Origin of the sequence: Pseudomonas bharatica CSV86 (genome assembly GCF_000319305.2) — a bacterium.
GTDB lineage: Bacteria > Pseudomonadota > Gammaproteobacteria > Pseudomonadales > Pseudomonadaceae > Aquipseudomonas > Aquipseudomonas bharatica.
This window is the reverse complement of the sequence record NZ_AMWJ02000002.1, coordinates 880,482-904,964: the sequence shown is the minus strand read 5'-3', so window position 1 is coordinate 904,964 and position 24,483 is coordinate 880,482. Positions and strand designations below refer to the sequence as shown.

The 24,483-nt window shown below is 62.8% G+C and carries 25 protein-coding genes, 1 tRNA gene and 1 pseudogene; 17 read left to right on the top strand and 10 right to left on the bottom strand.

Going from position 1 to position 24,483, the window contains the following annotated elements; genetic code table 11:
- Positions 1-2: 2 nt before the first annotated feature.
- Positions 3-563 (bottom strand): glycine cleavage system transcriptional repressor, encoded by a 561-nt coding sequence (locus CSV86_RS17870; protein WP_009399603.1) that lies wholly within the window; start codon positions 561-563, stop codon positions 3-5.
- Between the two features lie 258 nt (positions 564-821).
- On the opposite strand from CSV86_RS17870, the gene dapA reads away from it, so the two are divergent.
- The 5 genes from dapA (at position 822) to CSV86_RS17845 (ending at position 4,512) form a co-directional block, all read left to right on the top strand.
- A complete protein-coding gene (dapA, locus tag CSV86_RS17865) occupies positions 822-1,700 on the top strand; it encodes a 4-hydroxy-tetrahydrodipicolinate synthase (protein WP_009399602.1) in 879 nt (292 codons plus the stop codon).
- 17 nt (positions 1,701-1,717) lie between these two features.
- Positions 1,718-2,830, top strand: coding sequence for an NlpB/DapX family lipoprotein (gene bamC, locus CSV86_RS17860; protein WP_009399601.1), 1,113 nt, complete (start codon positions 1,718-1,720; stop codon positions 2,828-2,830).
- Positions 2,831-3,589, top strand: coding sequence for an MBL fold metallo-hydrolase (locus CSV86_RS17855; protein ID WP_009399600.1), 759 nt, complete (start codon positions 2,831-2,833; stop codon positions 3,587-3,589).
- Positions 3,590-3,618: 29 nt separating this feature from the next.
- Positions 3,619-4,329, top strand: a complete 711-nt coding sequence (gene purC, locus CSV86_RS17850; protein WP_009399599.1) for a phosphoribosylaminoimidazolesuccinocarboxamide synthase — start codon at positions 3,619-3,621, stop codon at positions 4,327-4,329.
- Between the two features lie 93 nt (positions 4,330-4,422).
- Positions 4,423-4,512, top strand: a tRNA-Ser gene (locus CSV86_RS17845).
- Positions 4,513-4,778: 266 nt separating this feature from the next.
- Here CSV86_RS17845 and CSV86_RS17840 read toward each other — a convergent pair.
- Positions 4,779-5,723: an AraC family transcriptional regulator gene (locus tag CSV86_RS17840; RefSeq protein WP_009399598.1), complete on the bottom strand. Its 945-nt coding sequence runs from the start codon at positions 5,721-5,723 to the stop codon at positions 4,779-4,781.
- Positions 5,724-5,833: 110 nt separating this feature from the next.
- On the opposite strand from CSV86_RS17840, the gene CSV86_RS17835 reads away from it, so the two are divergent.
- Entirely contained in the window at positions 5,834-7,066 is a 1,233-nt protein-coding gene (locus CSV86_RS17835; RefSeq protein WP_009399597.1) for an FAD-dependent oxidoreductase, read from the top strand.
- A 104-nt stretch (positions 7,067-7,170) separates the two neighbouring features.
- On the opposite strand, the gene CSV86_RS17830 is transcribed toward CSV86_RS17835, so the two are convergent.
- Positions 7,171-7,635: a GNAT family N-acetyltransferase gene (locus CSV86_RS17830; protein ID WP_009399596.1), complete on the bottom strand. Its 465-nt coding sequence runs from the start codon at positions 7,633-7,635 to the stop codon at positions 7,171-7,173.
- 101 nt (positions 7,636-7,736) lie between these two features.
- Positions 7,737-9,214 (bottom strand): annotated as a pseudogene (gene pdxR, locus CSV86_RS17825) (MocR-like pyridoxine biosynthesis transcription factor PdxR).
- Between the two features lie 92 nt (positions 9,215-9,306).
- Between pdxR and CSV86_RS17820 the strand changes: the two are divergent.
- The gene (locus CSV86_RS17820) at positions 9,307-10,509 is read left to right on the top strand and encodes a benzoate/H(+) symporter BenE family transporter (RefSeq protein WP_009399594.1); all 1,203 of its coding nucleotides are present in this window, start codon (positions 9,307-9,309) and stop codon (positions 10,507-10,509) included.
- Between the two features lie 58 nt (positions 10,510-10,567).
- Here the strand turns inward: CSV86_RS17820 and CSV86_RS17815 are convergent, their stop codons facing one another.
- Both CSV86_RS17815 and CSV86_RS17810 read right to left on the bottom strand, forming a co-directional pair.
- Positions 10,568-11,407, bottom strand: coding sequence for a hypothetical protein (locus tag CSV86_RS17815; protein ID WP_009399593.1), 840 nt, complete (start codon positions 11,405-11,407; stop codon positions 10,568-10,570).
- On the bottom strand, positions 11,404-12,252 hold the full coding sequence (locus tag CSV86_RS17810; RefSeq protein WP_009399592.1) for a phytanoyl-CoA dioxygenase family protein: 849 nt from the start codon (positions 12,250-12,252) through the stop codon (positions 11,404-11,406). Before CSV86_RS17810 ends, CSV86_RS17815 begins: the two co-directional genes overlap by 4 nt.
- 117 nt (positions 12,253-12,369) lie before the next feature.
- On the opposite strand from CSV86_RS17810, the gene CSV86_RS17805 reads away from it, so the two are divergent.
- From CSV86_RS17805 to CSV86_RS17785, 5 genes are read left to right on the top strand one after another with little or no spacing between them, the layout of a single operon-like run.
- Positions 12,370-13,026 carry an acetyltransferase gene (locus CSV86_RS17805; RefSeq protein ID WP_009399591.1) on the top strand — a complete coding sequence of 219 codons (657 nt, stop codon included), beginning with the start codon at positions 12,370-12,372 and terminating at the stop codon, positions 13,024-13,026.
- A 7-nt stretch (positions 13,027-13,033) separates the two neighbouring features.
- Positions 13,034-13,957 (top strand): glycoside hydrolase family protein, encoded by a 924-nt coding sequence (locus CSV86_RS17800; protein WP_009399590.1) that lies wholly within the window; start codon positions 13,034-13,036, stop codon positions 13,955-13,957.
- The gene (locus CSV86_RS17795; protein ID WP_009399589.1) at positions 13,950-14,729 is read left to right on the top strand and encodes a class I SAM-dependent methyltransferase; all 780 of its coding nucleotides are present in this window, start codon (positions 13,950-13,952) and stop codon (positions 14,727-14,729) included. Before CSV86_RS17800 ends, CSV86_RS17795 begins: the two co-directional genes overlap by 8 nt.
- An 8-nt stretch (positions 14,730-14,737) precedes the next feature.
- A complete protein-coding gene (locus CSV86_RS17790; protein WP_009399588.1) occupies positions 14,738-15,517 on the top strand; it encodes a phytanoyl-CoA dioxygenase family protein in 780 nt (259 codons plus the stop codon).
- Between the two features lie 2 nt (positions 15,518-15,519).
- On the top strand, positions 15,520-16,248 hold the full coding sequence (locus CSV86_RS17785) for a class I SAM-dependent methyltransferase (protein WP_009399587.1): 729 nt from the start codon (positions 15,520-15,522) through the stop codon (positions 16,246-16,248).
- A gap of 3 nt (positions 16,249-16,251) precedes the next feature.
- Here the strand turns inward: CSV86_RS17785 and CSV86_RS17780 are convergent, their stop codons facing one another.
- The 3 genes from CSV86_RS17780 to CSV86_RS17770 are packed head-to-tail and all read right to left on the bottom strand — an operon-like array spanning position 16,252 to position 19,440.
- Positions 16,252-16,953, bottom strand: a complete 702-nt coding sequence (locus CSV86_RS17780) for a WbqC family protein (RefSeq protein WP_009399586.1) — start codon at positions 16,951-16,953, stop codon at positions 16,252-16,254.
- Complete coding sequence (locus tag CSV86_RS17775; protein ID WP_009399585.1) at positions 16,950-18,071, bottom strand: DegT/DnrJ/EryC1/StrS family aminotransferase; 1,122 nt, start codon at positions 18,069-18,071, stop codon at positions 16,950-16,952. Before CSV86_RS17775 ends, CSV86_RS17780 begins: the two co-directional genes overlap by 4 nt.
- A gap of 55 nt (positions 18,072-18,126) precedes the next feature.
- A complete protein-coding gene (locus tag CSV86_RS17770; protein ID WP_009399584.1) occupies positions 18,127-19,440 on the bottom strand; it encodes a glycosyltransferase in 1,314 nt (437 codons plus the stop codon).
- Positions 19,441-19,585: 145 nt separating this feature from the next.
- Between CSV86_RS17770 and CSV86_RS17765 the strand changes: the two genes are divergently transcribed.
- Entirely contained in the window at positions 19,586-20,374 is a 789-nt protein-coding gene (locus CSV86_RS17765; RefSeq protein WP_009399583.1) for an aspartyl/asparaginyl beta-hydroxylase domain-containing protein, read from the top strand.
- A 26-nt stretch (positions 20,375-20,400) separates the two neighbouring features.
- On the opposite strand, the gene CSV86_RS17760 is transcribed toward CSV86_RS17765, so the two are convergent.
- Positions 20,401-20,631, bottom strand: coding sequence for an HP1242/YdcH family protein (locus CSV86_RS17760; protein WP_009399582.1), 231 nt, complete (start codon positions 20,629-20,631; stop codon positions 20,401-20,403).
- 112 nt (positions 20,632-20,743) lie between these two features.
- On the opposite strand from CSV86_RS17760, the gene CSV86_RS17755 reads away from it, so the two are divergent.
- From CSV86_RS17755 to CSV86_RS17740, 4 genes are all read left to right on the top strand, one after another.
- Positions 20,744-21,109, top strand: coding sequence for a 5-carboxymethyl-2-hydroxymuconate Delta-isomerase (locus tag CSV86_RS17755; RefSeq protein ID WP_009399581.1), 366 nt, complete (start codon positions 20,744-20,746; stop codon positions 21,107-21,109).
- A 195-nt stretch (positions 21,110-21,304) separates the two neighbouring features.
- Positions 21,305-22,939: a phosphoethanolamine transferase gene (locus CSV86_RS17750; protein WP_009399580.1), complete on the top strand. Its 1,635-nt coding sequence runs from the start codon at positions 21,305-21,307 to the stop codon at positions 22,937-22,939.
- 108 nt (positions 22,940-23,047) lie between these two features.
- The gene (rnd, locus tag CSV86_RS17745) at positions 23,048-24,181 is read left to right on the top strand and encodes a ribonuclease D (protein WP_009399579.1); all 1,134 of its coding nucleotides are present in this window, start codon (positions 23,048-23,050) and stop codon (positions 24,179-24,181) included.
- The gene (locus CSV86_RS17740; RefSeq protein ID WP_009399578.1) at positions 24,178-24,471 is read left to right on the top strand and encodes a YcgL domain-containing protein; all 294 of its coding nucleotides are present in this window, start codon (positions 24,178-24,180) and stop codon (positions 24,469-24,471) included. Before rnd ends, CSV86_RS17740 begins: the two co-directional genes overlap by 4 nt.
- The last annotated feature ends 12 nt before the right edge of the window (positions 24,472-24,483 follow it).

Genomic DNA, 24,483 nt, shown 5'->3' with positions numbered 1-24,483 from the left:
CCTTACATCGGGTTCTGCGGACGCCACGGCTCGATCAGGGCATCCAGGTTGAGTGCATCGGCGAAGTCCAGGAACTGGTCGCGCAACCAGCTGATCTGGGTGCCGGCGGGCAGCGTGACGGTGAAGGTGGCATTGAGCATGGTGCCGCCGGTCTGCGGTGCCTGGTAGGTGTCGCAGGTCAGGTTCTCGAGCTCGACACGGTGGTCGATGAAGAACTGGCACAGCTCGTTGATGATGTCCGGGCGGTACGCAGCGCTGACGTAGGCGACGTACGGCAGCGACAGCGGGCGCACTTCCAGCTCGGTGCTGCGCACCACGTTGACGATGAAACCGTGCTTCTTCGCCAGGCTCGGCAGGGCGCCTTCGAAGCGGGCGAGGGCGTCCCAGTTGCCGCTGATCTGCAGAATCAGCGCGCTGCATTCGCCGTGGCGGGTCAGGCGGGAGGTGACCACCGCGCAGCGGCTGTCGTTGCTGGCGCGGCAGAGGATGTTGGTCAGCTCCATCGGGCTCGGGCCCAGGGCGCTGACGACAAGGAATTGTTCGCGGACGGTGGGGGTGGACATAGCATTCCTAAAGCGATGAGCGGTCGGTACCTGACGCGCGGAAAAAGGCTGGTTCGCATGCTCCAGGGGTGCTGGATCGAGGGGCGGACCCTGCCGGAACGCATGGTTGGCAGCCCGGCGGGCCGCTGTGTACCGATCAAAGGACGAAGGGTAGCGAAAATGGCCGCGAAGGGGAATGCTCCAGGCGCCCGCGTCGCTTGTGCAAGGCCGATGGCGCCAGTACCATTACCGCTCTCTTTTTCCGGCAGGAGCAGCTTCATGATTGCGGGCAGTATGGTGGCATTGGTCACACCCATGGATGCACATGGGCGTCTGGACTGGGACAGCCTCAGCAAACTCGTGGACTTCCACCTGCAGAACGGGACCCATGCCATCGTTGCCGTCGGCACCACCGGCGAGTCGGCGACCCTCAGCGTCGATGAGCACATCCAGGTCATCGAGTTCGTGGTCAAGCAGGTCGCCGGCCGTATCCCGGTCATTGCCGGCACCGGCGCCAACTCCACCAGCGAAGCCGTCCACCTGACCCAGAATGCCAAGAAAGCCGGTGCCGATGCCTGCCTGCTGGTGGTGCCGTACTACAACAAGCCGACCCAGGAAGGCCTGTACCAGCACTTCAAGCACATCGCCGAAGCCGTGGACATCCCGCAGATCCTCTACAACGTGCCGGGCCGCACCTCCTGCGACATGCTGGCCGAGACCGTGATCCGCCTGTCCAGCGTGCCGAACATCATCGGCATCAAGGAAGCCACCGGTGACCTGGCCCGCGCCAAGGCGATCATCGAAGGTGTCGGCGACGACTTCATCGTCCTCTCGGGCGACGATCCGACCGCCGTCGAGCTGATCCTGCTCGGTGGCAAGGGCAACATCTCCGTCACCGCCAACGTCGCTCCGCGCGAAATGGCCGACCTGTGCGAAGCCGCCCTGCGTGGCGATGCCGAAACCGCACGGGCCATCAACGAAAAACTCATGCCGCTGCACAAGAACCTGTTCATCGAGGCCAACCCGATTCCGGTGAAGTGGGCCCTGAATGAAATGGGGCTGATGGACAACGGCATTCGCCTGCCGCTGACCTGGCTGAGCCCATCCTGTCATGACACGCTGCGCCAGGCCATGCGCCAGTGCGGCGTACTGGTTTAATTGAGGACGTACTCCGCATGAAGCGATTGGCTGGTCTTTCCGCCCTTGCCCTGATCATTTCCAGCACCAGCGGTTGCGCCTGGTTGTGGGGCGAGGACGGGTATTTCCGCGACCGTGGCAGCGACTACCTGGAGGCGACCCAGAAGCCGCCCATGCAGTTGCCTCCGGATGCGAGCAACGTCAAGCGTCTCGATCCACTGTTGCCGATTCCGCGCAACGTCGCCGACGACACCGTCAAGGGCGAATTCGAGGTTCCCCGTCCGCTGCCGCTGGCGGCTACCGCCGATGTCAGCGATTTCAGCCTGCAGAAGAGCGGCGCCGCGCGCTGGGTCCTGGCCCAGCGTTCGCCGGCGGAAACCTGGCCGGTGGCCCGGCAGTTCTTCGAGGACAACGGTTTCCGGATTGCCGAAGAGCGTCCGCAGACCGGCGAGTTCAACACCACCTGGCAGCGTTTCGACGAGCTTTCCGCGTCCATGGCCGATCGCCTGGGCGGCGCCGCCAGCAGCCGTGACAGCGAAATCCGTGCCCGTGTGCGTATCGAGCCGGGCGTGCAGCGCAACACCAGCGAGGTCTACGTGGTTACCGTCGAGCGTCCTGCCGGCAGCACCGCCGAGCAGGACTTCCCGGCGCGCTCCAGCAATACCGGCGTCGACGCGGTGCTGGTCGACGAAATGCTCGCCAGCATGACCCGCAGCGCCGAGAAGGGTGGTTCGGTGTCCCTGCTCGCGGCCCGCGATTTCGATGCGCCGAGCCGTGTCAGCCTGAGCGAGGACGGCAGCGGCAACCCGGTGCTGAGCCTCGGTGCCGACCTCGATCGCGCCTGGTCCAGCGTCGGTCGTGCCCTGGAGCACGGCGAATGGCGCGTCGAAGACATCAACCGCAGCCTTGGCCTGTACTACATCAACCTTGCCGAAAAAGCCGAGCCCAAGAGCGAGCCTGGTTTCTTCAGCCGCATGTTCGGCAGCGAGCCGAGCAAGGAAGAGGTCGAAGCCCGCGCCGAGCGCTATCAGGTACGCCTGAGCAAGGTAGGTGACAGCGTGCAGGTCACCGTCGAGAAGAACATCAATACCGTGGCCCCGGCTGACGTGGCCCGTCGTGTGCTGAGCGTCATCCAGGACAACCTGGGTTAAGTGCGCTTCGCGGTTCTCGGAAGCGGCAGCCAGGGAAATGGCACGCTGGTCAGCAGTGGCAACACGCGAGTGCTGGTCGATTGCGGCTTTTCCCTGCGTGAAACCGAGCGGCGCCTGGGGCGGCTCGGCGTTGCCCCGGACAGCCTGAGCGCCGTGCTGGTAACCCATGAACATGCCGACCACGTGCATGGGGTGGGCTTGCTGGCACGGCGCTACAATGTTCCGGTGTACCTGAGTCGAGGCACCTTGCGCGGCTTGCGCAAGCCCTTGGAGGCAACCGGGCTGCTCGCGGCGAACGACACCTTCGTGGTGGGTGACCTGAGCATCCGCGCGGTGGGTGTGACCCATGACGCGCTGGAGCCTTTGCAGTACGTGTTCAGTGACGGCCGCAGGCGCCTTGGCGTGCTGACCGACCTGGGCTGCTACGACTCTGTGCTGCTGGAGCATTACCGGGGCCTGGATGCCCTGATGATCGAATCCAACCATTGTCGCGACCTGCTGGCCCGCGGGCATTACCCGATGTTTCTCAAGCAGCGGGTGGGTGGCGACTACGGACATTTGAACAACCACCAGGCCGCGAACCTGGTGGCGGAGTTGGGATGGGAGAATCTGCAGCACCTGGTGCTGGCCCATCTCAGCAGCAAGAACAACCTGCCACAGCTGGCCCGGCAATGTTTCGTCGATACCCTCGGGTGCGACCCGGACTGGCTGCAAGTGGCCAACCAGGATTGTGGGCTCGACTGGCGCGAAATCGTCTAGCCCCTCTCATTTAGCAAGCGGAGCCCATCATGGAAAAACGTGAAGAACTCTACCGCGGCAAAGCCAAGTCGGTTTACAAGACCGACGACGCCGACCGTTTGATCCTGCTGTTCCGTAACGACACCTCGGCCTTCGACGGCAAGCGTATCGAACAGCTCGACCGCAAGGGCATGGTGAACAACAAGTTCAACGCCTTCATCATGCAGAAACTGGAAGAAGCCGGCATCCCTACCCAGTTCGACAAGCTGCTGGGCGACAACGAATGCCTGGTCAAGAAGCTCGACATGATCCCGGTCGAATGCGTGGTGCGCAACTACGCCGCCGGTAGCCTGGTCAAGCGCCTTGGCGTCGAGGAAGGCATCAAGCTGGAGCCCTCGACCTTCGAGCTGTTCCTGAAGAACGACGAAAAGGGCGATCCGTTCATCAACGAATCCCACGTCGTGGCGTTCGGCTGGGGTACTGCCGAGCAACTGGCGAAGATGAAAGCGCTGTCGCTGAAGGTCAACGAAGTGCTGACCAAGCTGTTCGACGACGCCGGCCTGCTGCTGGTCGACTTCAAGCTGGAGTTCGGCGTGTTCCACGGCGAAATCGTCCTCGGCGACGAGTTCAGCCCGGACGGCTGCCGCCTGTGGGACAAGGAAACCCGCAAGAAGATGGACAAGGACCGCTTCCGCCAGGGCCTCGGTGATGTCATCGAAGCCTACGAAGAAGTCGCCAAGCGCCTGGGCGTGCCGCTGTAATCCGGCACGTTCGCGCAAGCATCTGAAAGCACGCGATTTTTTTCATCAAAAGGCTTCGCCTTTGCAGAAAGTGCTGGTATGATGCGCGCCACTGGAGAGATGCCGGAGTGGCCGAACGGGACGGATTCGAAATCCGTTGTACCTTCGCGGGTACCTAGGGTTCAAATCCCTATCTCTCCGCCATACATGTCAAAGCCCCTGAAACTGTGAAGTTTCAGGGGCTTTGTCGTTTTGTCTGGTCATGCGCGCGTGGCAATACCGGTGGAATGCCCTGTCCAGTCGTGACATAGAGGACATGCTGACCATGGCGTAAGGTGAGCCGACTGTCGAGCTAAGGTCGGACTGCGCAAACCTTCACGGATTCCCCTTTTCAGCTACCTCGGTTTGACCCGTTCAAGCAGGAACTGAGCGACTTGCAGTCGTATCCGCCATGCCTGTCGAAAGAACACTCAAGCCTTCTGCTCATTACGATAATGCCTGGGCGACGTGCCCATGCGCTCATGGAATGCCTGGCGAAACACGCGATCCGATTGATACCCCACCGTCGCGGCGATTTGCCCTATCGAGTCCTTGCTGTCGCGCAACAGCTCGGCTGCGACGGTAATGCGCCATGCATTCAGATAGTCGATCGGTGACTGGCCAACGAGCCGCCTGAAACGTGCGGCGAATGACGAGCGCGATAGATTGGCGGTTGCCGCCAGTTGCTGAACGTTCCACTTATGATCCGGCTTTTCGTGTATCGCCAGCATGGCCTTGCAGATGTATGGGTCCTGCAAGCCCTTCATCCAGCCTGGCGAGAAACCGGAGTCGGTGAGGATGAAGTGGCGCAAAAGGCCGACGATGATCAATTCCGCCATATGCCTGGCGACTGCGTAATAGCCTGGCTTGTCGTCGACCAGCAAGGTCTCGATAGCCGGGCGGGTCAGGTTGAGAATGCTGGCGTCGTTATCGCGCAGGACGATGAACTCCGGCAGTGCCGACAGGATGAATGCGCCCTGTCCGCCCTGGATGCTGAAGGCCAATCCGAGCAGACGACACAACTCGCCGTCGCCGCCATGGACGACGGAAATCGCCGACCCGGGCTGCAGGCTGCGGTCGAGCCTGGGTGAGCGCGATTCACTCCACCTCAGTTGGTGAAGATCTGTCGTGGCAACCCCCGGTTTCGACAGCAGGCGACACTCGGCGCCTTTGGCAGCCAGCAGTGTGTCCCCCTGGGCGAGATGCAGGCGCTGGCCGTCGGCGGTTTCCACCACGAAGCTGCCTTCGGTGACGATGAAGCAGAAGCCCGGCTGGTAGTCGCGGACCTGTACACCCCATGGAGCCCTGAGGTGCCAACTGGAGAGGCTGGTCGATTCGATCCTGAGCATCGACAGGAAGTGGCTCAATAAGTCCATGGGCGATACGCAATCAAGAGGATTTATCCGGTTATTTAGAGATTTACGCGTTTTTTGTCCAGCTGCAGGCCATCAGACTATCCCGACAATAACAACGGGAGTAGCTGGATATGCGCAATGACTCGAACTTGCAATGGCGTGCGGGGAAACGTGTCGCCGTGATCGGCGCTGGGCCGGGGGGTATTTCTGCCGCCCTGGCCTTGCATCGTCAGGGCTTCGATGTACGGGTCTATGAAAGGCAGCCAGCGCCGAAGCCGCTGGGAGGTGCCGTGCTGCTGAGCGTGCCTGTGCTGGCGGTGTTGCGCCATTATGGTGTCGATCTGAACAACTTCGGCTCGTTTACCGTCACCGAATTTCGCAATAACAGGAATCGCTTGCGGTCGCGCCTGCCGTTCAATCGCTCGGTGGAAGAATCCTTCGGAATCAACGGCTGGCATTACGGGATGCTGCGATCCAATGCCTTTGCCCGGATGTTGGAGCTCATGCCCGACGGGATGCTGGTGCCGGACTCGGAGTTCGACCAGTACACGCAAAGGGCCGATGGCGTGACGGTGAACTTCAAGGATGGCAAGGCTATCGATGCCGATATCCTGGTCGGTGCCGATGGCGTCCGTTCGGGTGTGTCGCGGCAACTATTCGGCGATCCGCAACTGTTCCACGTGGGCCTGCGCGTCTGGCTGGCCTGGTGCGATCCTGTCGAAGGTATTGCGCCACAGACCGGGAGGATCATCCATTCTCACAAATACCAGGCCAGTTTCTTTCCCATGCTCCACGACGGCAAGCCGGGCTACGAGTGGTGGGTCGTGGAGCCCTGCCGGGAAAACGCCCCGGCGCCGTCCGACGTTGCCGGCCACCTGGGCAGGATCCTGCGCGACTTCCCGGATCCGCTGCCTCGCTTGCTCAGGTCCACCGATGTGGAAAACCGCATCTTCAAGTGGGATATCTACAATCGCCCCTCGCTACAGCGCTGGAGCGAAGGCCGGGTGGTCTGCCTGGGCGATGCGGTGCATCCGGTTTCACCCTACGCCGCCTACGGTATGGGCATGGCCATCGAGGATGGCTATTTCCTTGGCAAGGCGCTGGCGGGAGCGGACCTTGTCGATGCCGGACAGATCAGTGCGAGCTTGCGCCAGTTCGAAGCGCAGCGTGTCGCCTACGTTAACCACCATGTAGAACTGGCCAGGAAACTGGGTCATGTCTTTCACCGGCTGCCTTATCCGTTGGCCAAACTGCGCGACCTGGTGTTCGACCACACGGGTTTTCTCGACAGGATGATCCGCCGGGACTACCTGGCCGACGCGGAGAAAATGTCGTTGATGATGCAGGAGTTGCACCAGGCCTGATGGAACGTGAGTGCCCTCAACCTCCCGGCCCCTGTGGAGCACGCCCGCACTGTAGTGCTGGACGGACTCCACAGGAATTCCACGCCTCAGGCGTAACGAATCACTCAGTCGTCGAGCCCCATCCGATACTCGATCACTCCCGGCCTTTCGGCGATCCAGTCATACAGGCGCTGCGCCGTGCGATTGCTTTCCTGGGTATGCCAGTACAGCCGGTCGCACGCTTTCTCCCGCGCCTGTCCCTGCACGTATTCGATCAAGCGCTTGCCGATCATCTGCCCGCGTACTTCCGGACTTACGTAGAGGTCTTCGAGGTAGCAGAAATCGTTTCTGCCCCAGGTGGAACGGTGGAATACGTAGGTGACGAAGCCATGGATGCCTTCGCCATCCGCGGCGACGGCGCAATGCACCGGTTCGCTGGGGTCGAAGAAGCGCTCCCAGGTGAGCCGGGTGATCTCTGCGCCCAAGTCTACCTTGTAGAAGGTCTGGTAGTTGCGCCAGTAATCGCTCCACTGCTCGAGGTCGCCCTGTGCCAGGGGACGAATTGCTATCGACTGTTGTACTGCGGCCATGGGAAGACTCCTATCCGGACTGATCGAAACGGGCGTGTTGCCCGGTTGCGTTTTATAGTCCTGAAATGGCCTGGGGTAGCCTGCCAATTGCAGATAGGCAGTCAGACCATTTTTTCCAGCACCTTCTTCAGCCGACCCACCGCAGCCGTCAGTTCCGCTGGCGTATGTGCGGCGAAGCCCATCAGGAATCCCGTGTCGTTGCGTGGCCGCGCATACAGGCTGCCCATCCCCAGCAGGTCCACATCCACCGTTCTGGCAGCAGCGACCACCGCGCGCTCGTCCATGGGGCGGGTAAAGAGGCAGGGCATCTGCATGCCTCCATCAGGCACCCGTGGAGCGAGGAAATCGGCCAGATGCCGCTCCACCAGCTCCGCGAGGATGTCCCGGCGAGCCTTGTAGAGGGCGCGCATGGTCCTGACATGGGCACCGAGATGCCCGCCTTCGATAAAGCGCGCCAGGGTCAGCTGCGAAATCGAGGGGTTATGGCCGTCCTGCAGCGTCCGCGCCGCAGTCATCGGGCCGACCAGTTGCGGCGGCAGAACCATGTAGCCGATCCGCAGGCCGGGAAACATGGATTTGGTGAAGGTGCCGATGTAGAGGGTCCGGTCGTGGGCATCCAGCCCCTGGACGCAGGTGGTGGGGCGGCCTTCATAGTGGAACTCGCTGTCATAGTCGTCCTCGATGATCCACGCCCGTTGCTGGCGGCCCACTCGATGGCGGCCAGGCGGCGGTCGAGGGACAGGGTGGTACCGGTGGGAAACTGGTGGGACGGGGTAAGGAACAGCGCCCGTGCATCGCCGGCCAACGCGGCCATGGCCGGGACCTGCATGCCGTCGCCGTCGACCGGCACCGGTATGCATTCCAGGCCGGCCGCACCGATGGCTTTTTTCGCGCCGTGGTACATGGGGTCTTCCACCAGCACGCGCTCGCCGCTATCCATCAGCACGGTCGAGCACAGGCTCAGGGCCTGCTGGGAACTGGTCAGGATCAACACCCGATCTGTGCTGGCCCGTGCCCCGCGCTCAAGGTTGAGGTAGTCGGCGATGCTGCTGCGCAGCACCTCCATGCCCTGGGGAGCACTGTGCAGCAGGGCGCGGGTGCCATGTTCCTTGATGACCTGGCGCTCGAGCCGATCCCAGATCGGTAACGGGAAATTGCGTGTCTCTGCGAGACCGGGTGCGAAAGGGTGGGGATATTGGAAGTTTTGCACGCCACCTTCGCGAAAGATGGCGGCGCCGCGCTGGCTCAACTCGGCCTGTGCAACGCTCGCCCCGGAACGCTGTCGTTTTCGTGGTGGTAGTTGCCTGGTGCGTTCGGAAACGAAACTGCCGCTGCCAACCCGGCGCTCGATGAAGCCTTCCGCATGCAGTTGGCTGTACGCGGATTCCACCGTATCCCGCGACACACCCAGCGACAGCGCCAACGGACGGGTGGCCGGCAAGGGCTTGTTCACCCCCAATGCCCCATCGAGGATCAACTGGCGAATCCCGCGCTGGATACGAACATGCAGGGGCAGCGCGCCATTGGCCGGGTCGTTGAGCCAGGCCTTTACCGATTCCAGTTGGGCGTTCTTGAACATTGGTCTGCTCGATATCCATGAATTGGCGGGAAGTCACCCGCCATTCTACGGCTATAAACGTGGCTTCCTTCAACCCTGTTCCGGAGGCTGCCTTGAGCATTTCCGCTGAAACCCCTTCGTCCGCCGTGCGCCCCGCGGACCTGATTCATCCAGTGGTCGCCGGCGTGGTGTCGGTCATCGTCAACTATGGCGGTACCTTTATCCTGGTGTTCCAGGCGGCCCGGATGGCCGGGCTCAGCTCCGAGCTGACCGCTTCATGGGTCTGGGCCGTATCGATCGGGGTGGGCATCAGCGGATTGCTGCTGTCGTGGTTCAGCCGCGCGCCAATCATCACCGCCTGGTCCACACCGGCGGCGGCGTTCCTGGTTACCGCGCTGCCCACCGTCACCCATGCCGAGGCGATCGGTGCCTATCTGTTGTCTGCGATGGCCTTCGTCCTCCTCGGGGTCACGGGCTGCTTCGAAAAGCTGATCCGTCTTATCCCTGCGGGGCTGGCTGCCGGTCTGCTGGCAGGCATCCTCCTGCAGTTCGGGATCGGTGCCTTCGCCAGCCTCTCGCTGGATCCCGCATTGGCCGGGTTGCTGATCTGCGCCTATGTACTGTTCAAGCGCTTCAGCGCGCGATACGCGGTGGTCGGTATCCTGCTTCTCGGCCTGGCTTATCTGCTTGCGATGCGGCAAGTCGAACTGGCAGGCCTGCAACTGCAATTCGCCGCTCCGGTGTTCACCGCTCCGGCCTTCAGCCTGAATGCCGCGCTCAGTGTTGCGCTGCCGTTGTTCCTGATTACCCTCACCGGCCAGTACATGCCCGGCATGCTGGTATTGCGCAACGACGGTTTCGCCACCAGCGCCAACCCCATCGTTACCGTAACCGGCCTGGGCTCGTTGCTGATGGCACCGTTCGGCTCCCACGCCTTCAATATCGCGGCGATCACCGCCGCCATCTGCACCGGCAAGGAAGCTCACGAGGACCCGGGCAAGCGCTGGATCGCCGGTGTCGCTGCCGGCGTCTGCTACATCCTGGTCGGCGTGTTCGGGGTGACGTTGGCAGCGCTGTTCATGGCCTTTCCGGCACCTTTCATCACGACCCTGGCCGGGCTGGCCTTGCTGGGCACCATTGGCAGCAGCCTGTCGAGCGCCATGGCCGACGCGAAGTCACGGGAAGCGGCGTTGATCACCTTTCTTGCCGCAGCGGCGAATATCACGCTGTTCGGGATTGGTGGGGCGTTCTGGGGATTGGTGATCGGATTGCTGGCCCATGCCGTGCTGAGCGGTCAACTCCCATGGAAACGCTGACCCGGCCGAAATCATATGGCTTTGCGCGCCGGCCTGGCGCAGGCGCTCGAAACTTCGATCACGACGCTCCGAGGGCCTGGCCTATCCGGCGCGATAGCAGCATCGCTCCTTCGCCTTGCGGCAGCAGATGGTCGAAATCGCCGAAGTGGCCGGTATGGAAGGCGGGATCGGCATAGAGATCGATAATCTGCATGTCCAGGCCGGGGGCGAGGGTGCCGAGCAACTGCTGGAGTTCGAAGACTCCGCGGAACAGGAAGGCGCTGTCGTGACCGGCAGCGGCGCGGTACGCCTCGTGCATCGGCGGGATGACCACGATGACCCTGTGCCGCAGCTCGGCGGCCAACAGCAGCAGTTGCGCCAGGTACTGGTTGCCGTCTTCGCGGGCATTCAGGCGCATGTGGTCGGCGACCCGCTGCGCTGCGCCCTGGCTGGCCGGCATGAAGGCCTTCTGCTGGTCCGGCAGGAAGCCGGCGACGCCGCCGAGGGTATCGCCCGGTGCTGCCAGGCGGCCCTGCAACTGGCTGGCGATCTGTATCAGCAGCGGATCCTCGTAGCTCAGCCCCAACTGGAAAATCTCGTTCATCAGCGGTGCCAGAATCTTCTCGCTGGGCGATTGCTCCAGCAGGTTGCCAGGCGAGAACAGCGAATAGAACACGATCACCGTATCCAGTCGCGGCGCCTGGTTCACGGCGTGCTGGTAGAGCGCCAGGGCATGACGGAAATCCTGGGAGCGGCTGCACAGGTTGAACGAACCCGGGCTGTAGCGCGGATCGAAGGCAAAGTCGCCATGGGACGAGCCCAGGGCGATGCTGGTCAGCACCTGGCTGTCCTGCTGCAACATCGCGCGCTTGGCGGCGAAGTACTCGATCAGGGCCGGAAAAGGATTGGAATCACTCATTGCTCGGTGCTCCGGGCGTAGGTCCGGCGTACCTGTTCGACGCTGGGGAAGTTTTCGGTGATGAAGCCGCGCTGCATCGACTTGTGCTGGGTGAATGGATATTCCCGCGCGATGAAGGTCGGTTCGCTGGCGTTCTCGTAGCGACCGCTGATCGAGAGGCGCATGCGCTCGTCGCCCTCGCGCGAAGATCGATGAATGGTGAAGTTCGACATCAAGCAAACGCCGCCCTTGCCGACACAGACAGGAACGAAGCTGTCCTCGCTGTAGTGCCGGGGATCCACGCGCAGCACATGCTGTTCCTGGTTGCCGCCGAGCAGGCCGAGCAGATGACTCCCGGGTACCACTTCCATGGTGAACAACCGTTCGTCGATCGCCATGAAGGGAATCCAGGTGGTGATGGTGTCGAGGCTGCCCTGGACGGAAGTCCAGTCCTGATGCACATCGAAGCCCTGATAACCGCCCGGGATCACCAGGCGCCTGGACATCAGGTGCAGCACCGGGGTGGTCTGGAACAGCGGGGTGGCGATGCCCAGGTCGGCGCAGGCCTGGCGCAGGCGCTCCTCGGTCATCAGGCGATACACGCCATGGAGCTTGGAGCACATGCGCAGCGTGGCGAGATAGAGCGGGATGCTGGCGCCGAGCAGGCTGGCCATGTTGTCGTGCAGGGCGTCCACCAGCGGCCCTGTGGCGACGGGCAGCCCGAGGCGCTGGAGTTGCTGGGCGAAGGACAGGTTGAAATGCTCGAGGGTTTCGTCGAGGTGTCGCGCATCGAAAATATCCTCGACGATCAGATAACCGTTGTCCTGGTAAAAACGGATTTGATCGTGATCAAGAATCCTGCCCATCTTCCCGGTGTCCTTTTTCGTTGTGCCAGCGACAGTGCTATCGTGGCCGGCAGTATACACAGCGCTTCTTTCACGTCGGTTTGACCTGACTCACTTTTGTACCCGCGGGACGTCACGATGCAGAAAGTTGTCATTTTCGGAATTCTGGATACTGCGCAACTGGCGCATTACTACCTGAAGAAGGACCCGACCGTGGAGGTCGTCGCCTTCACCGTGCATGAGCGCTTTATCCCCGAGTCGAAACGGTTCGAAGGGCTGCCGGTGGTGCCTTTCGAATCGCTCCACGAGTACTTTCCCAGCAGCGGGTACAAGCTGTTCGCACCGATGACCGGGCGCCGGATGAATCGCCTGCGCGAGTCCGTCTACCTGCAAGGCAAGGACAAGGGCTACGACTTCATCTCCTATGTCAGCCCGAATGCCACGGTGAACGACAACCCGATCGGCGAGAACTGCTTCATTCTCGAAGACAACACCCTGCAGCCCTTCACCACCATCGGCAATAACGTGGTGCTGTGGAGCGGCAACCATATCGGTCATCATGGCGAGATTCGCGACCACGTGTTCTTTACCTCCCACGTGGTCCTGTCCGGTCATTGCGTGGTGGAGCCTTACGCCTGGCTCGGGGTCAATTCGACCATCACCAACGACTGCACCATCGCCGAAGGCACCTGCGTGGCGATGGGTGCGCTGATTTCGAAAAACACTCAACCCTGGCAGCTCTACATCGGCGCACCCGCGCGTGCCGTGAAGAGCAGCCAGGACCTGGATTTTTAGGTAGAACATGGCCTGGAAAAAACTCGGCAGAATCTTCGACCCGGACAGCGACTGGGTCGGCTCCCACGCTCAGGTACCCACCAGCCTGGTACTCGACGATGTAGTGCGGGTGTTCGTCTCTACCCGCAATGCCCAGGGCAAGAGCCTCTGCTATGCGGTGGACCTGGACCGGCACGACCCGCTGCGGGTGGTCGCCCGCCATCGCGAGCCGTGTCTGGGCTTCGGGGTGCCCGGCACCTTCGACGACGAGGGCGTGATGCCCAGCTATGCGCTGAAGCGCGACGGTCGCACCTACCTCTACTACAGTGGCTGGAACCAGCGGCTTACCGTGCCTTACCACAACGCCATGGGCGTGGCCGTCTCGGACGATGATGGCCTGAGTTTCCGCAAGCTTTTCGAAGGTCCGATCATGGACCGCACCGCCACCGAGCCATACCTGGCAGTCACCCCGACGGTGCTGTTCGACGAGGGCCTGTGGAAAATGTGGTACGTCTCCGGCACCCGCTGGCTGGAGGTGAACGGCAAGTACGAGCCGCTCTACGTGATCAAGTACGCCGAATCCGAGGACGGCTACCAATACACCCGCTTCCCCGAGCAGTGCCTGGAATCGCGCTTCCCCACCGAGGCGTTCTCGCGTCCGTGCGTGATCCGCGAGGATGGCCTGTTCAAGATGTGGTTCTGCTCCCGCGCCTCCGAGGACTATCGCGACGGCGCCGGGTCCTACCGCATCCGCTACGCCGAGTCCGTCGACGGCCGGACCTGGACCCGCTTCGATGACGAGGGCATCCCGCCATCCGTCGAGGGCTGGGACTCGCAGATGACCTGCTACCCGTTCATCTTCGAGAGCGGCGGGCAAAAATACATGCTGTACAACGGCAACCGGTTCGGGACCAGCGGCTTCGGCCTGGCCCAGTGGAGTGATGATGAGTAACGAAAAGATCCAGGATGATGTCTACAAGCTGGAGTCCACCGCCTCGGACCTGCAATACGCGTTCCGCGACAGGTTGCGCGACCTGTACCTGAACAGCCCGCTGTCGGATGACGACCTGCTGTTCAATATCGGCCTGTATACCCGCAGCTCGGTGCTGGTGAAGTTCATCGTCCTCAGCGACCTGTACAAGCGCTTCAAGCACATTCCCGGAATCATCTGCGAATTCGGCACCTGGTATGGCCATAACCTGGTCCTGCTGGAGAACCTGCGCGCCATGTACGAGCCGTTCAACAAGCAACGGCGGATCGTCGGTTTCGATACCTTCGAAGGCTATTCCGCGCCGGGCGAAAAGGATCGCCAGGAAAGCGGCGTATGGGTCGAGAACTCCTATTCGACCCAGGCCAGCTACAAGGATCATCTTGCCGAACTGCTGGAGGTGCACGAGGGCAACAATGTCCTTGGCCACAAGCGCGGCATCCATCAACTGGTGGCGGGTGACGTTTGCCAGACCGCGCCCGAGTATTTCACGGCCAACGCTTCGGCCATCGTCGCGTTCGCCTACTTCGACATGGGCCTGTACGAGCCGACCCTGGCGGCGCTCAAGGCGGTCAGGCCGCATCTGGTCAGCGGCAGCGTGCTGCTGATGGACGAGCTGACCTGGGCGGAATCGCCGGGCGAGGCGCTGGCGTTCAAGGAGGTATTCCAGCCCCACGAGTACAGCCTGGAGAAGTGCGAGCTGTACCCCTCCAAGTGCATCGTCACCATCAAGTAGGAGCCGCCATGATCAGCATCGAGGAATTCGACGCGCGCATGGCCGGGCAGGGCTGGGTCATCTTCGAACGGGCCATCCCGCAGGCCATCGTCGAGCAGATGCGCGAGGACATCCACAAGGCCTATGCGATCTGCCGCGAGTACCAGGTGAGGAATGGCATCGACCAGGACACCAGTTTCACCGTGCACCACCTGGTCGGGCAGTTCGACAGCTTTCTCGACTGCCTGCGCGCCTATCCGATCTATCCGTTCATCGAACGCTATTTCGGCGGCCAGTTCATCCTCAATTCGTTCGGTGGGGCGATCAACACGCGGGACAGCCAGTCCTACGCGCAGCGGGTGCACCGGGATATCCGCTCCTATTCGGGGGAAACCGCGCTGCTGCTCAACACCCTGGTGATGCTCGATGATTTCACCGCCGACAATGGCGCCACCTGGATGCTGTCCGGCTCGCACAAAGCGCCGGGCAAACCGACCGACGACTACTTCCGGGCCCACGCCGAGCAGGCCATTGCGCCGGCAGGCAGCATCCTGATGTTCAACTCCAACGTCTGGCACGCGGGCGGCAGCAATATCACCGATCACTTGCGTCGCTCGGTAACGCCGATGTTCTCCAGGCCGTTCATGAAGCAACAGTTCGATTATCCAAGGGCCCTGGGTTACGACCGCGGCCCGGAGTTCGACGAGCGCCTGCGCCAGGTCATCGGCTATAACGCGCGGGTTCCCGCCACGCTGGACGAGTGGTACCAGCCGCCGGCCAAGCGCATGTACCACTCCAACCAGGGCTGAGCATGTCACGCGATCTCAACACCGAGTACCAGGACACCGAAGACCGGCGCTACGCCTACGATTTCGACTATATCCACCGCGACTACATGATCCGCGCGCTGGCCGGGCAGTTCCGTCCCGGCAATGCCCTGGAGATGGGCTGCTACCACGGCGAGTTCACCAGGAAGCTGTTGCAGGTCTTCGACGAGGTGACGGTGCTCGAAGGCGCGTCCGACCTGATCGAAATCGCTCGCAGGAACGTAAACGATGCGCGGGCGACGTTCATCCTGGGCCGGTTCGAAGAGGCCGATCCCGGGCAGCGCTTCGACAATATCTTCCTGGTCCACACGCTGGAGCACCTGAGCGAACCGCAGCCGGTGCTGAAACGCGTCCGTGAATGGCTCAAGCCCGGCGGCCGCCTGTTCGTCGTGGTGCCCAACGCCAATGCGGCATCCCGGCAGATTGCCGTAGGCATGGGCCTGATCGACTTCAACGCGGCGGTCACCGAAGGCGAGCGCAAGCATGGCCACCGCTGCACCTACAGCCTCGATACCCTCGAGCACGAGGTGCGGCAGGCCGGTTTCCGCATCGGGCAGCGGGGAGGCATCCTGTTCAAGCCGCTGGCCAATTTCCAGTTCGATGCAGCGCATCGCGCCGGCATCATCGACCAGGCGTTCTTCGAGGGTTGCTACCAGTTGGGAATGAAGTACCCCGACCTTACCGCCAGCATCTACGTGGTGTGCGAAGCCTGATCCTCACGTGCAGTCGAACGACCGCAAATGGGCCCCGATCCCCTCGGGGCCCACTTCCATCAACGCATCGATGATCGACAGGCCAGGTGTGAACCCTTCGCTGCGCTGGCGGTAGGGCAGGGCGCGCATGGCGATGAAGCGCAGCTCGATTCCGCGTTCTGCGAAAGCCTGCGCCTCGTACAGCGAGCGCCCGCCCTGGGCGTTGATGTAGCGGCTCGCGTTTTCCTGGCGGCAGATATCGAGGATGCGTTCCTGCGCCGCCAGATGGCCGTTCCCGTAGCACCTGCTGCTCGGCACGATCTGCGCCTGCAAACCCATGAAGCGGGCCAGTACCTGCACCTGGTGGCTCAGGAACCCGGCCAGGTTGCGGTCCTCATGACGCAGTATTCCCTCCACCAGGGCAAACACTTCTTCGAAGCAGGGGGCCTTGCGATAGGCCATCTCCAGGCTGCGCAGCAGGCGCCGTTGCCACTGGGCGGCGGGGGCGATGTCGATCTCATCGATCCTGCGGTTCTGCGAGGCCTGCAGCAGCGGCAGGGTAAACAGCGCCGGTTCGCCATTGATCAGGATGCGGTTGCGATTGATCCAGCCGCGATTGATGTAGTTCACATCGTCGTAGACCACGAAGCGGTCCGTAGCCTGCAGCAGTTGCCAGTAGCCGATGTAGGGGAACAGGTACGGCTGCATGATCGCCAATGCGGTCATGCAGCCGCCCCGGCGACCAGCTCGATGATGAAGTCCACGCTGTCATGGTCGAGGTCGGGGTAGATCGGCAGGCAGATCACCTGCTCCACCATCCGGTGCGCCACCGGCAGGTTGTCGGCGCTGGACGATGGATCCTGGCGGTACATCGGCAGGCTGCTGATCAGCGGCTGGAAATAGCGGCGGCCGTTGATGCCGTGGGCGGCGAGATGCTCGAACAATTGATCGCGTTGCAGCGGATAGTCCGCGCCGACCAGGATCGGGAAATAGGCGTGATTCCCGAGGGCTTCGCCGACGCCGTCGATGCACCGGATGCCGCGGACTCCGGCCAGGCCCCGGCGATAGCGCTGGTCGATCAGGCGACGCTTGGCCAGGGCCTGGTCGAGCCCTTGCAGTTGCAGCAGGCCGAAGGCGGCGTGCACTTCGCTGAGCTTGCCGTTGTTGCCGGTGAACTCCACGGTGCTGCCATCGCGGGACAGGCCGAAGTTCTTCAACTGGTCGATGTGGCGCTTGGTCGCCTCGTCGCGACAGACGATGGCACCGCCCTCGAAGGTGCTGAACACCTTGGTGGCATGGAAGCTCAGCACTGCCATATCGCCATGCTGCAGCAGGCTGCCGGCCTCGTCGCGCACGCCGAAGGCATGGGCTGCGTCATAGATCACTTTCAGTCGGTGACGCTCGGCGATCTGCTGGATCGCCCGCACATCGCAGGGATGCCCATAGCAATGCACCGGCATGATCGCCGTGGTGCGGGCGGTGATCGCTGCTTCGATGCGGGCCGGGTCCAGGTTCAGGGTATCGGGGTCGATGTCGACGAACACCGGCCGCAGGTTGTTCCACAGCAACGAATGGGCCGTGGCGACGAACGAATAGGGCGTGGTGATCACTTCGCCTTCCAGGCCTGCCGCCTGGATCGCCGTGATCAGCGCCTGGGTGCCGTTGCAGAACAGCGACACATGCGCGACACCCAGGTATTCGCACAGCGCGCGTTCCAGGCGCTGGTGCATGCTGCCGCCGTTGGTCAGGATGCGACTGTCCCAGATTTCCCGAAGGTAGGGGATGAAGTCGTCCAGCGCGGGCAGGGCGGGTTGGGTGACGAAGATCGGATCGCGCTTTTTCATGGGCTGTCTATCGCTCCGAACGTCCTCTTCATCGGGGCCCCTTTGCACCTGATGCTCACAAGGGTTTGTCGAATTCATGCCGGGTCCAGAAGTCCTTCATGATGCCCCAGCAGCGGCGTGACTCGCCTTGTGCCGCAGCGCCGAACACTACCTGGGTCTGTTCGCCATGGATGCGGAAGCTGCTCAGTGGCCGCACCAGATACACGGTATTGCCGCGCAGTGCGAGGTTGAGGAAGATCGCCACGTCGGACGCCCAGGCGATCGGCTGCTGGTCCACCGACATGAAGTCCGGGGTGACGTCGATCATGTCGTCGCGGCGGAACATCACCGTGCTCGGCTCGCCGATGAAGTTGAGCTGCGACAGCATCAACGCGGTGCCCATGGACAGCCCCTCGATCATCGAGTCGGCAGCCACCGGTGCCTGGGTCGCGGGAATATCGGCCAGCGGTGCGCCGAACCCGTCGATGCGCTGGCGCTTGGAGGTTGCCAGGGTGATGTCCGGGTAATCGCGGAAGGTCCCGAGCAGGCGCTCGACGCATTCGATATCCAGGAGGTCGTCGTCGTTGAGGAACTTGATGTACTCGCCGCGGGCCTGCTGCATGCACAGCACATGGTTGAGGCGGCCGATGTCCTTGCCCGCGTCGGGGTTGCGCACATAGCGCAGGCGCGGGTCGAAGCGGGCATAGTCGGCGACGATGGTCTCGATGGCGTCGCTCGGGCAGTCGTCGCAGACCAGGACTTCGATATTCCGGTAGGTCTGGTTCAGCGCGCTTTCCAGGGCCTGGTGCAAATGCTCGGTCCGGTAGGTCGGCATGACGATGCTGACCAGCGGCTCGGCATCGGCGGCGAGCTGGCGTTGCGGCTTGCGCAACTCCAGGACCAGCTGGCCCGCCGCTGCGCTTTCCAGGCCGCCCAGGTTGGCGTCGCTGCTGTGGCCCGCAGCGATGCCGTCTACCGGGACCAGGCCGACCATCTTGCAGACACGGGTCAGGTCGTCACGGTCCCAGGTCCAGGCGTGCTGGCGCAGAGCACGGTTCAAGCGCTCGCCCCGGCCGATACCGGGTGTTTCGGGGTGAACCCGATTAGCCACGTAGTCATCCACGAGGGCCTGCAGGTCGCTGGTCACCAGGCGCAGTACGCCACCCGGCTGCAGGACACGGCGGCATTCGAGCAGCAGGCGGATACCCTGGTTGCGATTCAGGCGCTCCAGCAGATGCGCGCTGTAGATCCCCGGCACCGTGCCGCGCTCCCAGGGCAGGGCAGCACCCGGATCGAGCTGGTAGTCGGCATGGGCGGCCTCCAGGTCGATATTGAAGAAGCCCTGGCGTGGGTGATCGGGGCAACCGAGGTTCAGGTAGATGGACTGCATGGGGTTCGCTTCGAAAAGAGTGCCTGGCCAGTGTATCGGCCGATGGGGTGTAAACATGATCCTTGCGGGGGAATCCTGCAACTGGCAGGGTGATGGCGTTTTGCTCCAAGACAGTATGTGACAGCCAATGGAATCGGAGTCGCCCATGCAACCCGTGCAACGCAGCCGCCCCGGCTTTTCCCGATTGCCCCTGGTCATCGACCCGGCGCCGATGCTGGCTGCCTTGGCCGACCTCGACGACGCCCTTTGGCAACCCCATTTCAACCGCGATTACTACCAGGGTGACTGGAGTGGCGTCGGGCTGATAACCACCGAGTCCCAGGTGGCGCTGGTGCACGGCGAAGGCCCGGCGATCAAGCGCCAGCCGTGGCTGGACGATCCACGCTGGGCCAGGGGCCTGGCCGGGCTCGAGGTGGAGATCCGCAACGCCCGTTTGCTGCGCCTCGGCCCCCACAGCCATATTCGCGAACACCGCGACTACGATCTGGGTGGCCCGGAGGCCGACATGCGCCTGCATGTGCCGTTGCTGGCGCCGGAGGAGGTGGATTTCATGCTGGAGGACCAGCGTGTGCCGATGCGTGCCGGGGAGTGCTGGTTTCTCGACCTGTATCGCCCGCACAGCGTCGACAATCACGGCGACCGGCCGCGTATCCACTTGGTTATCGACTGCCGTCCTGGCCCTTGGGTGGACGCGGCGATCGACGCGGGGCTGGCGACCACACCGGCCGCCGGCGAGGGCCGTTTCAACAGGGCCTATGCCGGGTTCAGCCGCTGGCTGGAGCAGCATCCACAGCAGGCCGTAGCACTCGACCCGCTGCAGGATCGCGAGGTGCTGATCAGTCGCATTCTGGAACTGGGCCAGGCTCAGGGCTTCGTGTTCGGGGCGGACCAGGTGCGGGCGGCGCTGCGTCGGCAGCGCCAGGTGGTACGCTGACACCGGGGCGTCAGCGCGGGGCGGGGTCAGGCGGATTTCACCAGGCTGGCGATCTTGTCCTTGATCTCCAGGCGCTCCTTGCGCAGCCGGGTGACGATGTCATCTGCGGCGGCGCTCTGTTCGGCTTCGACGACCTCCTTGTCCTTTTGCAGGTAGCGGGTTTCCAGCTCCGCCAAGTGGGCACTGCCTTTCTTCAGCGCCTCGAATTCTTCCGCGGTCACTCCAAGGTCGGCGTACAGATTGTGTTTGACCGGCATAGCTTCAACTCCTCAGTCAGGTCGGGGCATGAACCTTCAGCGTAGATGCCTTTGCCGTGTTGGACAGTCGGGGTTAGTCTGTCGGATCTTTTTCCGCGACCGGTAGTTCCCCATGCCCCAGCTTCATCTGGAATACAGCGCCAACCTGCGTGACCTAGATACCGACAAGGCCCTGCTGCGCCTGAACAGCGCCCTGGTCGCCAGCGGTCAGTTCGGCGACGAGGTGGATATCAAGAGTCGCGCCGTGGCCCATGAAACCTTTCGCGTCGGCATCGCGCCGGTCGAGCGTGCTTTCGTCCATGTGAAGCTGGCGCTGCTCAGCGGTCGCTCGCCGGAGATCAAGCGCCAGTTGTCCGCCAGCCTGCTGGAGGCGCTGAAGGATGTGCTGGCGGTCCCGGCCGGTATCGATACGCAACTGTGCGTGGAGATCCTGGACATCGATCGCGACTCCTACGCCAAGGTCCGTTTCCCTGCCTGACCCTGCCATTCCCGGCCGCCGTTTGCCAGCGGCGGCTTGATCACCTATTCCGGATTAATAAAAGTTCATTCCCGGCCATCGTTTGTTGGCGTTTTTTTCACGGAAAATTGATGAACGGCTGCTTAAAGTCCACCCCGCGAACAACCTGATGTCGCAAAGACATCAGCGGATGGATCTTTTTATAAGCGAATCGTCATGCTGAAACTCAAGTCGTTGCGTCCCGAATGGGTGACGCTGCTGGCCAGCGCCTACCTGTTGATCGGCTTCAACTCGGTACTCTGGGAGCACATTTCCACGGTATTGCAGGGGGACGCCCATGCCGTGCTGCTGCGCCTGGCTTTCGGCGTGCTGCTGCTGTGCGCCTTCAATATCGTGCTGACCCTGCTGGCGTTTCGCAAAGTTCTTAAACCGGTATTGGCCGCGTTGTTCATCATCAGTGCCGGCGTCGCCTATTTCATGAGCCAGTACGGCGTGCTGATCGATATCGGCATGTTGCGCAATACCGTGGAAACCAATGTCACGGAAGTGCGTGACTTGCTGTCGCTGAAGTTGTTCGTTCATATCCTGCTGCTCGGGGTAATACCGACCTTCATCCTGCTGAAGACGCCGATCCGCTTCCGCAGCCTGCCGCGCGAGCTGTTGCAGAAGCTCCTGGTCGTGCTGGCCAGTGCGGCGTTGCTGGCTGCCGTGGCCATGGTCAATTACCAGGGGCTGGCCTCGCTGTTTCGCAATCACCATGAGCTGCGCCTGATGATCGTGCCGAGCAACTACATCGGCGCCTCGGTGAACTATGCCCGGGAAAAGGTCGGGGTCGCCTCGCAGCCGTTCCGCAAGATCGGCGAGGATGCCACGCTGGCCCCGGCCTGGGCCGGCCACCCGCGCAAATCCCTGACGGTACTGGTGGTGGGCGAGAGTGCCCGCGCCGAGAACTTCGGACTGCTGGGCTACAACCGCGATACCACGCCGCAACTGAGCAAGGAGCAGGGCTTGCTGAGCTTCAGCAATGTCACCTCCTGCGGCACCGAAACCGCGGTCTCCGTGCCCTGCATGTTCTCCGGCATGACCCGCAAGGACTACGACGCGGCCAGGGCGAAGAACCAGGAAGGCCTGCTCGACATGCTGCAGCGTGCCGGCCTGGTGGTGGAATGGCGCGACAACCAGTCGGGCTGCAAGGGCACCTGCGACCGCGTGCACGTCGAGGACGTCAGCAACCTGAAGGACCCGGCCCTGTGCGCTGACAACGAATGCCACGACGAAATCCTGCTCAAGGACCTCGCCGCGCGTATCGATGATCTCAAGCAGGACACCGTGCTGGTCCTGCACCAGATGGGCAGTCACGGTCCGGATTACTACAAGCGCTACCCGGCGTCGTTCGAGCGCTTCACCCCGGTTTGCCGCAGCAACGCCCTGAACCAGTGCGACCGCCAGAGCATCGTCAACGGCTATGACAACACCTTGCTGTACACCGACCACGTGCTGGCCTCGCTGATCGATGTGCTGCGCAGCAAGCAGGACCAGGTCGATACGGCGATGATCTACCTCTCCGACCACGGCGAATCCCTGGGCGAGTACAACCTGTTCCTCCACGGCACGCCCTACATGCTGGCCCCCGAGCAGCAAAAGCACGTGCCGATGCTGGCCTGGTTCTCGGATAACTACCGCAAGAGCTTCGGCGTCGATACCGACTGCCTGCAACAGGGCCGCGACCGGCCGCTGAGCCAGGACAACCTGTTCCACTCCATGCTCGGCCTGCTGCAGGTGCGGACGTCGCTGTACAACCCGCAGCTGGACCTGTTCGCCGGCTGCCGTCCGGCCCAGGCATCACTGTAAAAGCGCGGCACGGGCTCGCCGCCTACTCTGGAAAGGCTACCGTCGAGCGGTTTCCCGGCGGTGGCCCGTGCCGTATATACTGCGCGCCATTGTATGTGGGAGAGCCTTGTGGCCATCGAAATTCACTGGATTACCGACGACAGCGCCCTGGCGGAACATTGCCGGCAATGGCGTCAACTGCCCTTCGTGGCCCTCGACACCGAGTTCATGCGGGTCGACACCTTCTATCCCAAAGCCGGTTTGATCCAGGTCGGCGATGGCCAGCGTGCCTTCCTGATCGATCCGCTGCTGATCAACGACTGGCAGCCCCTGGCCGGCCTGCTCGAAGACCAGGGCGTGACCAAGGTCCTGCATGCCTGCAGCGAAGACCTCGAAGTCCTTGCCCGCCTGACCGGCAGCCTGCCGGTGCCGCTGTTCGACACGCAACTGGCGGCCGGCTATCTCAACCTCGGCTTTTCTATGGGCTACTCGCGCCTGGTCCAGGAAGTCCTGGGCATCGAACTGCCGAAGGGCGAGACCCGTTCCGACTGGCTGCAACGCCCGCTTTCGCAAACCCAGGTCAGCTACGCTGCGGAAGACGCCGTGCACCTGGCCGAGTTGTACGAGCGCCTGCGCCCGCAACTGAGCGACGACAAGAATGCCTGGGTGCTGGAGGACGGCGCCGAGCTGGTGATTCAACTGTGCCGGGAAATCGACCCCTACGAGCTGTACCGCGACGCCAAGCTGGCCTGGAAGCTGTCCCGGGCCCAGCTTGCCGTGCTGCGCGAGCTGTGCGCCTGGCGCGAACTGGAAGCCCGCGAGCGCGACGTGCCGCGCAACCGCATCCTGCGCGAGCATGCCATGTGGCCGATCGCCCGGACCCAGCCGGACAACCTGGTAGCCCTGGCCCGTATCGAAGACATGCACCCGCGCACCATCCGCCAGGATGGCGAGTTCCTGCTCGACCTGATCAAGCGCACGGGCAACCTGCCGCCGGAAGAATGGCCGCCGGCAGTGCCCGAGCCGCTGCCGATCGAAGCCGCCGCGCTGCTGAAGAAACTGCGCGCCATCGGCCAGGCCGAGGGTGAACGCCTGAACATCGCGCCCGAGCTGATGCTGCGCAAGAAAACCCTCGAGGCGCTGCTCAAGAGCGGCTACCCCGACGGACCGTACCAATTGCCCGACTCGCTGCGCGGCTGGCGCCGCGAGCGGATGGGCCAGGCCCTCCTCGACTGCCTGGCCGATGCCGGAGAATCCGCTTGAAACGTATCTGTTCGATCTACCGCAGCCCGCGCAAGCCGGGCATGTACCTTTACCTGCTCAAGGCCGATGGCCTGAACCGGGTGCCGGACGCCCTGTTGCCGCTGTTCGGCACGCCGCAGCATGCCTTCGACGTCGTGCTGACCCCGGAGCGCACCCTGGCCAGCGAGGACATCGCCAAGGTCCTGGAAAACCTCGATAGCCAGGGCTTCCACCTGCAGATGCCGCCTGCCGAAGAGGAATACATCGAGCACCTGCCGGACGAATTGCTGCGTCGCAACGATCCGGTCTGATCCCGCCCTGAC

Excerpts from the sequence above, each read along its gene's own strand:
- CSV86_RS17870 (WP_009399603.1), bottom strand. The coding sequence starts at position 563 with ATGTCCACCCCCACCGTCCGCGAACAATTCCTTGTCGTCAGCGCCCTG.
- dapA (WP_009399602.1), top strand. The coding sequence starts at position 822 with ATGATTGCGGGCAGTATGGTGGCATTGGTCACACCCATGGATGCACAT.
- bamC (WP_009399601.1), top strand. The coding sequence starts at position 1,718 with ATGAAGCGATTGGCTGGTCTTTCCGCCCTTGCCCTGATCATTTCCAGC.
- purC (WP_009399599.1), top strand. The coding sequence starts at position 3,619 with ATGGAAAAACGTGAAGAACTCTACCGCGGCAAAGCCAAGTCGGTTTAC.
- CSV86_RS17840 (WP_009399598.1), bottom strand. The coding sequence starts at position 5,723 with ATGGACTTATTGAGCCACTTCCTGTCGATGCTCAGGATCGAATCGACC.
- CSV86_RS17835 (WP_009399597.1), top strand. The coding sequence starts at position 5,834 with ATGCGCAATGACTCGAACTTGCAATGGCGTGCGGGGAAACGTGTCGCC.
- CSV86_RS17830 (WP_009399596.1), bottom strand. The coding sequence starts at position 7,635 with ATGGCCGCAGTACAACAGTCGATAGCAATTCGTCCCCTGGCACAGGGC.
- CSV86_RS17815 (WP_009399593.1), bottom strand. The coding sequence starts at position 11,407 with ATGAGTGATTCCAATCCTTTTCCGGCCCTGATCGAGTACTTCGCCGCC.
- CSV86_RS17810 (WP_009399592.1), bottom strand. The coding sequence starts at position 12,252 with ATGGGCAGGATTCTTGATCACGATCAAATCCGTTTTTACCAGGACAAC.
- CSV86_RS17805 (WP_009399591.1), top strand. The coding sequence starts at position 12,370 with ATGCAGAAAGTTGTCATTTTCGGAATTCTGGATACTGCGCAACTGGCG.
- CSV86_RS17800 (WP_009399590.1), top strand. The coding sequence starts at position 13,034 with ATGGCCTGGAAAAAACTCGGCAGAATCTTCGACCCGGACAGCGACTGG.
- CSV86_RS17795 (WP_009399589.1), top strand. The coding sequence starts at position 13,950 with ATGAGTAACGAAAAGATCCAGGATGATGTCTACAAGCTGGAGTCCACC.
- CSV86_RS17790 (WP_009399588.1), top strand. The coding sequence starts at position 14,738 with ATGATCAGCATCGAGGAATTCGACGCGCGCATGGCCGGGCAGGGCTGG.
- CSV86_RS17785 (WP_009399587.1), top strand. The coding sequence starts at position 15,520 with ATGTCACGCGATCTCAACACCGAGTACCAGGACACCGAAGACCGGCGC.
- CSV86_RS17780 (WP_009399586.1), bottom strand. The coding sequence starts at position 16,953 with ATGACCGCATTGGCGATCATGCAGCCGTACCTGTTCCCCTACATCGGC.
- CSV86_RS17775 (WP_009399585.1), bottom strand. The coding sequence starts at position 18,071 with ATGAAAAAGCGCGATCCGATCTTCGTCACCCAACCCGCCCTGCCCGCG.
- CSV86_RS17770 (WP_009399584.1), bottom strand. The coding sequence starts at position 19,440 with ATGCAGTCCATCTACCTGAACCTCGGTTGCCCCGATCACCCACGCCAG.
- CSV86_RS17765 (WP_009399583.1), top strand. The coding sequence starts at position 19,586 with ATGCAACCCGTGCAACGCAGCCGCCCCGGCTTTTCCCGATTGCCCCTG.
- CSV86_RS17760 (WP_009399582.1), bottom strand. The coding sequence starts at position 20,631 with ATGCCGGTCAAACACAATCTGTACGCCGACCTTGGAGTGACCGCGGAA.
- CSV86_RS17755 (WP_009399581.1), top strand. The coding sequence starts at position 20,744 with ATGCCCCAGCTTCATCTGGAATACAGCGCCAACCTGCGTGACCTAGAT.
- CSV86_RS17750 (WP_009399580.1), top strand. The coding sequence starts at position 21,305 with ATGCTGAAACTCAAGTCGTTGCGTCCCGAATGGGTGACGCTGCTGGCC.